Origin of the sequence: Snodgrassella sp. ESL0253, assembly GCF_013344965.1 — a bacterium.
GTDB classification, from domain to species: Bacteria; Pseudomonadota; Gammaproteobacteria; order Burkholderiales; family Neisseriaceae; genus Snodgrassella; species Snodgrassella alvi_B.
The window spans coordinates 44,739-57,441 of record NZ_JAAEDQ010000012.1; the positions used below are offsets into that span (position 1 = coordinate 44,739).

Here is a 12,703-nt window from a genome sequence, read left to right on the forward strand (position 1 = left end):
TTTTAATCATTCAAAACCCAAAACAAAGCGTACTGCAATGTACGTTTTTTTATGTAACGAGCATGGTGAATTTGAATAGTTGCAGGGTTTTAATTTTATAAAATAGGTTAGTGCAAATAATTTGCTTATAAAGAATAAGGTATGATAATATTCACAAACAACTTAGATTAAATTACTGCTATTTAGTAAAAATGATATTGGCGCTGTAGCAATATATTGCTTGGCTACAGCTTTATCCCTTCTGGATTCAGACATATAAAGAAAATTGAGCGCAAAATACAAAGCTCTAAGATATTCTGATGCTGAATTCGATTAAATTTAATTTTTCGGTATAACATTTGTTAGATAAGTGTTGGTTGTGCTGGTGGCTGGTAGAAGCGTTTAATTACATTATTCAAAATTACAGACTCATTACACTGCAATGGTAAGCAGAATGGATTGATGTGGATAATGAAATAAAACCAAACTCGCCTATCTGCCTATACAGGCTATGTAAATACTTTATTTATTAAGGCTATAGAGTGAAAATGCTGACAATTTAATTACTATTTATATTTTGAATACAGTGAAATAAAATTAATCTCGCAATCAAGTAGTATTTTAAAAAACTGAAAATTTATTGTTTTATTTAAGCCAATGCTGACAGATAAATTTATTCATTCAGCATAAAATTTAGTGTGAATTTTATCATGCTGAACCTGTTAGAAAATATCGCCAATGAAGAGATTATGTTTGATAAATAATTATCTGGCTTAATTCAGATAGAGATATCAGATTGGTTTTCTGTTAACAGCGTGTTCGAGGGCTGGCAACAAAGTAACGATTATGCACGGTTTTAGCACAACAAATGCACCTGTGCCAGCAAAGATAAAGCAGAATAATCAGAATGTTTACTGTGCCTAAAGTGGTAATAATCTCATTTTAAGCAAGATACTGGCATTACAGTTAATCAGAATGATTGTATGGTAATTAATATCTGATATGTATAAATAGGATGTAAGATGTTGAAATATAATGAATATATTTCGATATCCCTGCTTATACAAAGGCGCTATGTATTTGGCTGGATATTAATTGGTAACTATAAATCAATAATAAAAAGATATAGGTATGCTGAAATTAAAACAGATTATTGTATTTTTCGGATTATTATTTTTTATTAGCGCCCAGATATTCGCACAGGATTTTACTGCCTGCCAGAATAATGAGCCTGATCCGACAATATTGCCTGTAGCCATAAGCTGGCCTGATAACCGCAATAAACAGCCGCTGGATAAAAAAAACTGGCTAACCATACAGCAGTTGAGCCAGCAACAGTTGCAGCATGCTGTCTGGGTGGATGTAAGGTCTGGCATCAAGGACAAAGAATCCGGGCTGGATATGCTGGCTATTCCGCTTCACCAGTTGTCTGGTGCCCAATTTTTGTTTGATAAACCCGTTATTCTGGTTGGGAGCGGGTTTGATCAGCTATCAGTTAATCAGACCATTAACCGTTTAAGAAAAAAAGGCTTTAAGCATATTTTTGCTTTAAACGGGGGAATTTACGAGTGGCAAAAATTACACCAGCCCGCACGGCCGCACCAGCAGGAAATTTCTGCGGAAGAATTTTTATCCGGAGGCAAAACCATTCACTGGCAGATTATTACGCTAGGCCTGAATGCTGAACAATTAGCTACATTACCTGAACAGCCGGTTAAACAATTTGCACTGACACAAATAACAGTATCAGCGCTGAATCAGTTTATCCGCAATAACGCTAAGAGCAGTGATGATTTTATCCGCTACGTACTGGTTAGCCCGGATGAGCAGACTTTAAAAAGGTTGCAACAGCAAATCAGCTTTGCCGATTCGGCCAATATTATTTGGTTGCGAGGGGGAATAACTGCTTATCAGCACTATGTACAACAACAAACAAAATTAATTAAATATGCCGGACAAAGCCTATCCAGACCTTGCCGGTTAACCATATAACTTATTTAAGGAGCTTTCTGACCAATGAGGGGCACACGATGAATATTTATCAATACTGGAAAAACCGGTTTCCCAGTTTAAGCCGGAAAAAACAGCAAAAGCATAAAAATAAGCAGAAAAAACCATATGTAATGATTTTCTGTGCGTTATGCACGATTGCCTATGCATCTAGCTATGCAGGTACCGACACGCGTCTGAATGGTGACGATATAGTCAGTGGCGCATTACCAATAGGCTTTGATTTTAATTATTATGGCAAAAATTATAATCAATTCTATGTCAGTACTAATGGATTATTGCAATTTGAAAATCCAACAAACAGTTATAGCAATTATTGCCTGCCAGCACTGAATAATACATTGTATGTATTCTGGGATGATTTAAGAACGAATGTTGCCGGGAAAACTACAGGAACCATTAAATACGAAACTCAGGGAGAAGCACCCGAAAGAAAGCTAATTGTTCAATGGACAAATCAGTATTTTTATGGCTCCAATCTGCCTATGGGCACATTTCAGGCTATTCTTTATGAAGGCTCAAACCAGATTAAATATCAATATCGTTCATTAAATGATGATCGCAGCAAAGGCAAAGAGGCCACCATTGGTATACAGGGGATGCGGCCAAGCAATGTGCAGATAGGCTGCAATAAGGCTGATACGATCAAGCCAGAACAGGCAATTTTATTTACGCCTAATGGTGATTTAACGGATTACAGTAAAGATGAAAATGCCGAATACGAATTTATTGATATTTCGGGCTTAACACCACCTGCGCCAAAACCTGCTGCCCGATATAGCAATCAGCCGCCTGCCTGGTCATGGCAGAACATTAATACACTTAATACTTGGGAAATCGAAATTCAGGATGCTTCCGGTAATTCCGTTCATAAAGAAGTACTGAATAATATCAATCAGTTTACTTTCAATGATGGTTTACAGAATGGCAAATCTTATCGTGCCCGAGTAAGGGGAAGTATTAATAACGGCGGTACATGGGAGCCATGGTCTGCACGATCCGGCGCCACAACGATTGATACTACCAAGCCAGTTGTTGAACTGAATAAATTTAATCGCGTCAATGAAAATGCGGTGCGAATCGGTTACACCAGCAGCGATAACCTGAGTGGTATTGCTTCAGTACACCTACAGATAGCAAATAATCCTGATTTTAATCAGCCATTGGTGGATCAGGATATTAATGTTCAAGCCAATAGTGTGCAGATTGACAATATGCCATCTACTGGTGCGTTATATGCCCGCCTGAATGCAGTTGATAAAGCCGGTAATAGCTCTGGCTACACTCAGGCTGCGGCTATTGTGCTTACACCGCCAGTACTGATCAGTCCGGTTACTCAGACAAAGGTTAAAACCGCCCAATTAAAGGTTCAGGGTACAGCCGAATCGGGTAGTAAAGTGCAGTTATATCTGAATAACCAACCGGTTGGCCAGCCTGTAGCCGTGAATGCCCAAGGCTATTTTAATCAGGATATCCAGTTAAGCAAAGAGGGTATTTACCGCTTGCATGCTATCGGGCAAAATAATTATGGCCGAAGTGAACCCAGTGCACCGGTAACATTTGATTTTGCCTTGCCAATACCTACAGGCATGATTACCACACCCGGCGATAATCAAACCCTTGCCGCTCCGGTAGATATTCAGGTAGATGCAGCAGACGAACTGGGTATCGAGAAAGTTGAGCTGCTGGTTGATGACAAACTCTTTGCCACACTGACAGAACGCCCCTATCAGGCACACTGGCCACTTACCATGCAGGATAACGGTAGCCATAAACTAACGGCAAAAATCACCAATACCAGTGGCAAAACAGTTACCAGTACACGCACCGTCAAGGTCAAGATAGAACCGCCGGCACCGCCACCTACACCTTATACCGGTAAAATTACGGCAATCAGCCCGGCTGTTAGCTATGGTCCGCAGCCAGTTACCATTGCTGGTCAGGCACTGTATCGTGCTGATAATACGGCCGCAGCCAGTGTTCCACTGAAGCTGGTATTGAATGTAAAAGGCTTTGAGCGAAAAATTGCAGTTGCCACAGATGAAACTGGCCATTTTTCCTATACCTTTACTCCTCAAGAATCTGATGCGGGAACTTATCAGGTAGGCATTATTCATCCTGACGAAAAAACTGTTACCCATCAGGGCAGCTTTGCCATTAACCGGGTTGCCTTTAATATTCAGGGCTATCAGCTCAAAGCTCCGCGTACCATTACCACACCGATACAGATTAATGCTACAGCCAGTACCGGTGCGAAAAAATTGCGCTGGGTGCTTGCACCTGAAAATCAGCCAGATGGTGTATTGCCACAGGGCATTAATATCCAGTCTGAAGCAGTAGATATTGCGCCCGGCCAAAGCCGCACTACAACGATTAAATTTACTGCGGATAACAATGCTGCAGAAAAAGGTAGCTTGTATCTGGTTGCTTTCGCCGAAGATTCAGGTGATCTGGTACGGGGTAAATTACAGATTAATTATCAGCTTGGCCAGCCCATGCCCGATCTGTATGCATCTCCAAGCTATATCCAGACTGGCTTACAGCAGAATACAAGTACCACAGCCAATGTCAGCGTAGGCAATAAAGGTTTGGCGAAAGCTGAAAATGTTCAGATAGAGCTGGTAGATAAACAGGGTAACCCTGCACCGAGCTGGGTATTTATTGCCAGTGATAAAAATATTGATGCCATTGCGGTAGATGAAAAAGTACCCGTGCAAATCATGGCGCAACCAGATAACAGCATTGCAGATGGCATCTACAACTTTATCATCAGAGTGTCTACAGGCGGCAAACTTTCCGGCACCATTCCGGTAAGCATTTCTGTTACCCAGAGTGGACAGGGCATTGTCCAGTTTGATGTGGCTGATATTTATACCGCCACACTGGATGCACAAGGCCAGCCGATTAAAGGCGTTAAAGGGGCAACCATCAAATTGCAGAATGATGGCGTACTAACTGAACAGTATACCCTCAATACTGATAAAGATGGTATTGCTTCATTAAGCAAACTGCCAGCAGGTATCTACCGCTACCGCGTTAGTGCACCCAATCATATGGATGCCAGCGGCCGTATAGTTATTCAGCCCGACAGCACCACTAACCAGCACGTTTTTCTGGAATATCAAACAATAAATGTCGAGTTTAATGTAACCGAAACCACCATAAAAGATGTCTATGACATCAATGTAAATGCCTCCTTTAATACACAGGTACCAGCACCAGTACTCCTGCTGGAGCCACTATCCATCAACCTTGGTGGTATGCAGGTTGGCGAAGAAAAAACCGGCCAGATTACAGTAAGTAACTATGGATTAGTACAGGCCGATAATGTTGTTTTAAATCTGCCTAAAACAGATTCCAGATTTAAGTATGAATTTTTTGGGGAAGTGCCCAGCGTACTCAAGCCAAAAGAAAAAGTAGTTATTTCCTATAAAGTGACTGCTCTGGATCCCAAACAGCCGGCATCTGCACAAGGTAGAACCAGCACCAGCAAACAGGCAAGTTTATTACGCTCAGCACCAGCGGAAGATAACGATGACTGTACTTCTTACGAAGCCAGCTATCAAGAAACACACCAAAGTAAATGCCCCACTGGTGACATTTCCAAAGGCAGCAGCAGCGGACGTTTTTATCGCTATACCGGTAAAAAATGTTCTACCAAAAATACCGGCTGGGGTTGGGCTGGCGGTGGTTCACTAGGCGGTGGTGGCGGCAGCTTTGGTAGCAGTGGTGCCGGTTCACCAGCAGCTATGCCTATTACTCCAGGCTGTACACCTGATGCATCTTGTGGAACAGGCGGAGCAGGTAGCGGATCCAGATAACTAACATCTAAAAACCAACTAAATACAAGGGTCATAACATGAAAACAAAAAATACCATACGACCCGGGAACAGCTTAAAAGACCGGCTGTTCCGGGTAATCAGCTATATCCTTATGCTGGTCATGGCACTGCCACAAATGGCTTATGCCCGCATAACAGATAATAGCCAAAAAATATCCGGCGTAAGCAATGCCAGCGTCAGATTACCGAATACCGAGTACACCGAAAACACCATAGACATGCGAGTGAAGGTATTAGGTGGCGAAGTTAAACTCAACCGTACCTGGGAAAACGGACGCTGGTATCTCAATCCGGCATGGGCAGAACTACGCTTCGTACTTGATCCACTCGATAGCAGTATCAAAACCATCGACCGCGCCGGTACCCTGTACCAGCGTAGCGGCGACGCCGACCTATATACCTACAAACAAGTCTCAATCAAAAAAACTGACAACGGTTGGCGCTGGACAGATCCGCAAGGAAACTGGATAAACTACGACAGCAAAGGGCGGCCATTAGCCTATGGTAATGCCAGCAACATACAAGTCAGCTTTGAACTGGACAAAGATGGCCGGCGCAGCGCCATCAAAGACCACAACGGCGAACTGGTATACAGCCTGGATTATGATAATCAGGAACACCTGATCAAAGCCACCGACCGCAGTGGGCGTAGCGTGAGCTATAACTGGTCAGGTGACCGCCTGACTCAGGTTACCGATGTCATGGGTAATGTGTGGAAGTATGGTTACGACAACAATGGCCAGCTCACCAGTCGCACCGATCCCGATGGCGGCGTTATCAAAATTGATTACGTCCTGTCCGTACCCACCCGCAGAATAGCCATGGGCAGCGGCAAAAGTGGTGGCGTTGTCTCGCAAAGTGCCGTAGTCAGCACCGGAGCAGCCGATCATGAAAACAAACTGGCTCGGGTAGGCAAAATCACCAGCAAAACCGGAGCAGTAACCGTCTACAACACCGAATACAACCGCGTTAACAAACAGTACACCATCACCGTAAACGATCCGGCAGGCCAAAAAACCGTCACCGTATTTGACAGCAACGGGCGCGTACTGAGCGAAAGCATTAATGGCAATCTTACCGCCAGCTATCAGCGCGATAGTGCCAACAACATCGTCAAATACACCGACGAACGTGGTTTAGTGACCACCACCCAGTATAACCAGGCCGACTATCCGGTTAAAATCACCTATCCAAATGGTGCCACCGAAGAATATCAGTACAACCAGGCCAACAAACCGGTCAAAAAAACCAATGCCAAAGGCGACAGCATCACCTTTGAATACAACGCAGCCAACCAGCCCACCAAAATCACCTATGCCGCCGGCAAGCCCGAACAGCGCGTAGTCAACTTCGAGTACGACAGCCTGGGGCAGCAGACCAAAGCCACCATAGCCAGTGGCAAACAGAGCATCAGCCTGCAACAGAGCTTCGACCGTTACGGCAACATAGCCAGCTATACCGACGGCAAAGGGCAGCAGTACCACTACAGCTATAACATCCAGGGGCAGGCAACCGAAATACAGAACCCATTACAGCAGAAATGGCAACTGAGCTATAACCCGGCCGGCTACCCCAGCAAAATAACCGACCCGCTCAACCATAGCACCAGCATCCAAACCGATGCACTGGGTCGCGTAGTAGCCATAACAGATGCCCAAGGCAACAGCACCAGCTACAGCTATCGCGACACAGCCAAAGGACGCGAAGTTAAAGCCAGCAACGCCCTGAATCAGGTCACCACCCTCCAGTATGACCAGCTTAACCGGCTCATCAAAACCATCAGCCCATCCGGACTGATAAGCGAGCAGAGCTATGACAATAGGAGCAGATTAACCCAATATAAAGACCACAACGGCAACCAGCTAGCATACGAATATGGCACCCCCGGTACCAGTCAGGCCGGCCTGTTGACCAAAATCAACTACCCGACCTATAGCGAAAGCTATACCTACGACAACATGGGTAACACCATCAGCGTAACCCAGCAGCTGGACAACAACACCCAACTGAGCAGCCATAGCAGCTACGACCAACTGGGACAGCTCATCAGCCAGACTGATGCCGCCAACCGTACCAGCCAGAGCGAATACAACGCCCTAGGTCAGCTTAGCGCAAACATAGACGCACTATCTGGAAAAACCCAGTACCAGTACGACCTGTTCAGCAACCTCACCGGCCTTACCGACCCTAATGGCAACCAGTATCACTTCACCTATGATCAGAACAACAACCTGATCAAAGAAACCAAAACACTGGGCAATAATGTTGAATACAGCTACAACAATGCCAACCAGCTGATAGAACAGAAACAGACCAATGGCAATCGCATACAGTATCAATACGATGCCGCCGGCAACATCAGCCAGCAAAACTACATTGCCGCTGGACAAGACAATGCCGAACAGACAGTCCGCTATCAATATAACGCCAACAACCAACTGATAGACGTACAGCAGAGTGGCAGCACCAACAGCCACTTCACCTATCAGCGCGATGCATTAGGCAGAGTAGTGCAGGAAACCATCAGCTATGGCAACCTCAAACAAACCCTGAAATACAGCTACGATGCAGATGGCAATCTGGCCAGTATTACCTATCCAGATAACAGCACCGTAAGCTACAGCTATGCCAACGACCAATTACAAAAAACCGTACTGCCCAACGGAGAAGAAATCAACTGGCGTAACTACCAGTGGAACCAACCCCGCAGCATCACCTATCCACAGGCAGAACAAACCAACAGCTATGATGCCTTACAGCGGCCAGTACAAATAAAACTAAGCAGCAAAGGCCAGACTTTACTGGAACGCAACTACAGCTACGACAAAGTAAGCAACATCAGCCGTATCCAGACCGAAAAAGGCAGCAGCAGCTACCAGTATGACTCACTGGACAGACTAACCCAAGTCAAACCGGATAGCGAAACCACAGAGCAGCGCGCCGAGTCTTACAGTTACGATGCCATCGGAAACCGCATAGGCAGCGCCCAGCAGGCAGGCGAGTGGCAGTACAACGACCTCAACCAGCTAATCAAATGGGGAGAAGGCAAACAGCAGACCAGCTTAACCTATACCGCCAATGGTCAACTGTCTACAGAAGAAAGTGCCAATAAAAAACTCAGCTACAGCTACAACGCAGCCGAACGCCTGAGCAAAGTCAGCAATGACACAAGCGAGCTGGCCAGCTACGAATATGACCCGTTTGGCCGGCGTATCAGCAAAACCGTAAACGGCGAGACCACCTACTATATCTACAGCAGCGAAGGCCTGATAGCCGAACTGGATCAAAATGGCAAAATGCGCGTAGCGTATGGCTGGAAGCCAGACAGCGACTGGGGTACCAGCCCCTTATGGCAGGCTAATCTGAGCGAAGGTCAGACCCTGAAAAATGCCGGCTATCACTACCTGATAAGCGACCATCTGGGCACCCCGCAACTGGCCATAAACAGCGCTGGAGAACAGAGCTGGAAAATTAATAGCGATGCATTTGGCAACAGTGAACTGGAGGCAAACAACCAGATCACCATGAACCTGCGGTTTCCGGGACAGTACTACGATGCAGAGACCGGACTGTCATATAACTATTTCCGTGATTACAATGCGAAGACTGGGCGGTATATCCAGAGTGATCCGATAGGGTTGGCGGGAGGAATAAACACCTATGGTTATGTAGGTGGGAATCCGCTGGTATACAGTGATCCGACCGGGGAGATTGCTCAGGTAATGGTACCTGTGGCAGTAGCTGCTGCATTCGTTGTAGCAGCATGTATAGTATCTCCTGTATGTAATAAATCATTGCCAAATGTGCAATTTCCCAATATAGGTAGTGGAATTTTTGGAGGAGTTGATGAATTACCATATATTAGCTCAGGAAAACATGAAAGAGAAGACAAAATAAAGGATGCATGTAAAAATGAGCGTTTTTCAAATTGGATAGTGCCACCTTGGGATCCTTGCTACAGGATAAGACAAGATATTGAATATTTAAAAATTAGGTTAAGAATGAGGGCACATGACCTTAAAAAGCATGATAAACCTAGGGGGTATCAAACTGTCCAAGAGTTTAATGAGTTTCAAAACCATATTAAGAGGTTTGAAATTATGAGAGACACACTAAGAAAATTAATAGAGATTGCGAGGCTGATGAAATGTGATGATAAAAAAATTGGTTATGAAGAACAAGAAAAGTTCGTAAATAATGGATGGAGAGGTATAACTCGTAAATATGAACCAGTTCCGCGGGAACAGAAGGTACCTTAAATGTAAATAGTTTGATATTATTTAAAAGTGGTTGATATATTATGCACAATAAACAAAATGAGTCTAAAGGACTATTTCTGAAAGAAATAATTTTTCATCTTAATTATCTATGCCTGTGAAGTGGAAAAAATATGGATATATGTAACAGTATATAAAATAAATATATAGGAGTCTTATAAATTTTTAAGCTCCTTTCAGATACAAATCGAAGCAATATTATAAGAGGTGTAAGGAGTGTATAATGTGGCTAGACAAGCCTGAAAGCTAAAAAAGAACTTACCGCTTCTTTTGCAAGAATAGCGTATTTTATACGCTATTCTTATTGTCTATGTATATTAAATTTTTATTTTAAATTAATTCAAATTATAAGTAATATATAAGAAACAAGTTTATAAACAATAAAATTATATTTCTGTAGGTGACGAGTGTGAATAGATCATTATATATTAATAATAATGACACTAACCAACGAATAAATATACAGCAAAGCGAATGTACTCATAGTTATGATTAAAGAATAAAATATAAAGATATAAATAATCCAATACAGGAATAATTCGCATATAATGGATGAAGAAACATACACAATAAACACCAAAAGTTGAAGACTTCAAAAAAAAATGGTACAAATAAACAATATTTAAAATTGGTTGACGTGCCATGAATGATAAGGTAAATGAGTTGCAAACAAAGTATCTGGCGAAAAATAATTATTTTGCTGTTTCTACCTCTGGAAAAGTGTATAGAAGAGATACATGGGAATCTTATGGATTTTGTGAAAATTTAGTTGGACAGGCGGATTTTATCAGATGGCGGGATATTATCTCGGATGTGGATTGCGCACAATGGTCTGAACAAGCCGAGAACTTTATTAACCAGTTAGATAAACCGGAAGATTGGCAAAGACCGCATCGTTTTTGTCTGGCGCGTTATGCCAGAAAGATTTTGGAAGATGACAATTTTCGGGAAGATTTAGTTTATAATAAGGATATTGATGATGAATATATCTATCGCTATACCATCATTTCGCGGTTAAAAGAAACCGCATTAATCAAAAAACTAAATTTGTTACCAGATGAAGAAAAAAAGCAGTTATTCATACTTCGTGATTGGGAAAAAAAAGCATACGCCTGTGAGGATGTGTTTTATGCTGTTTGTGGTCGTAAAATTCTTTATGATTTCTTATATAATAAAGAAATAGTAAAAAAAGATTATGAGAAATATATGAAAGAACTGGAAAATTTTGAAAGAAATGATAAGTTTTTTAATTAAATACTATTTAGAATTGGTTGGTATGCCATGAATAATAAACAAAATAAGTTTACAGGACTGTGTCTGGCGCAAAATAATTATTTCGCAGCCATTGTTTGTTATATTGATAAAGCCGGAGACAATCTTTATCTACATGTAATCGTGAAAAGGAAAGATACATGGGAATCTTATAAATCTTTCAGTTTCCAAATTTTAGACTCCGATATAGAGCGTAAGCAATGGTTTGAGCTGGCCGAGAAGTTTATTACTCAGCTAGAGAAACCAGAAGACTGGAAAAGACCCCATCGCTTTTGCTTGGCTCGCTATGCCAGACAGGTTTTGGCTGACAATAATTTTCGTGAAAATTTAACTCATAGTAAGGAAATTGATAATGAAATAAAAAGTATATATATATGGCATTATAATATGGATACTCGTTCTCAGGAAAATATATTGATCAAAAAACTCAATATGCTATCAGATGAAGAAAAGAAACAGTTATTTATACTTCGTGACTGGGAAAAAGAGGGATTCGCTCATAAAGATATAAATAATGCCATATATGGACGAGAATATCTTTATAAACGACTCTATGATAGAGAAAGATTTAAAGATTATTATGGAAAATATAATATAGAGCTAGAGCATTTTAAATCTAAAAAAGAATTCAAAAATTAATTTATTTAGGTTTAAAGAATTTTGAATAAAATAGAAGATGTATTTTTTAATTCATGTTTGAAAAGGCAATTAAGAAAAAATGAAACGAGAGGATATCCCAAGCTTCAAGAACTACGGCATAGAATTCCGAGTATCACTATTTGTTATTAATAAAGATCAATGCCTAGAATTAATCTATCTATAACCAGAAATTTTTATAAAACTTTAGCAGGGTACATTAATATATATAATTTATTCTTGCTAGAGGTTTATCTTTTAAAAAAATCATATAACATAACAAATTTAACCACTACAACATAATACTAAAAAACATATAGGAAGATATATTCTTCTAACTGATTTTCTATATTTGGAAAAATAGTAAATAAAAATACCGTGTCAATGTTTTATATTGTACTAAATTATTTTATCAGCAAATAAATTGATAATATTTTTTATATTAAATAAAAAATTAATATAATCTATTTATTATTTTTATGCATATAAAATAATTATATATATCCGTATCTTTACTGCAAATACTGGCTGGGACTGGGCTGGAGGAGACAGCAGCTTTAGTAGCGGATCCAGATAACTAACATCTAAAAACCAACTAAATACAAGGGTCATAACATGAAAACAAAAAATACCATACGACCCGGGAACAGCTTAAAAGACCGGCTGTTCCGGGTAATCAGCTATATC

5 protein-coding genes are annotated in these 12,703 nt (G+C 41.4%); all 5 read left to right on the forward strand.

The features are described from left to right. Nucleotides 1-1,110: 1,110 nt before the first annotated feature. Nucleotides 1,111-1,971, forward strand: coding sequence for a rhodanese-like domain-containing protein (locus tag GYX26_RS09695; RefSeq protein ID WP_174829081.1), 861 nt, complete (start codon nucleotides 1,111-1,113; stop codon nucleotides 1,969-1,971). A 38-nt stretch (nucleotides 1,972-2,009) separates the two neighbouring features. Continuing rightward, a complete protein-coding gene (locus tag GYX26_RS09700) occupies nucleotides 2,010-5,810 on the forward strand; it encodes an Ig-like domain-containing protein (protein WP_174829082.1) in 3,801 nt (1,266 codons plus the stop codon). A gap of 38 nt (nucleotides 5,811-5,848) precedes the next feature. After that, nucleotides 5,849-10,090 carry an RHS repeat protein gene (locus tag GYX26_RS09705; protein WP_174829083.1) on the forward strand — a complete coding sequence of 1,414 codons (4,242 nt, stop codon included), beginning with the start codon at nucleotides 5,849-5,851 and terminating at the stop codon, nucleotides 10,088-10,090. Nucleotides 10,091-10,750: 660 nt separating this feature from the next. Continuing rightward, nucleotides 10,751-11,362 (forward strand): hypothetical protein, encoded by a 612-nt coding sequence (locus GYX26_RS09710; RefSeq protein WP_174829084.1) that lies wholly within the window; start codon nucleotides 10,751-10,753, stop codon nucleotides 11,360-11,362. Nucleotides 11,363-11,389: 27 nt separating this feature from the next. After that, nucleotides 11,390-12,019, forward strand: a complete 630-nt coding sequence (locus tag GYX26_RS09715) for a hypothetical protein (RefSeq protein ID WP_174829085.1) — start codon at nucleotides 11,390-11,392, stop codon at nucleotides 12,017-12,019. The last annotated feature ends 684 nt before the right edge of the window (nucleotides 12,020-12,703 follow it).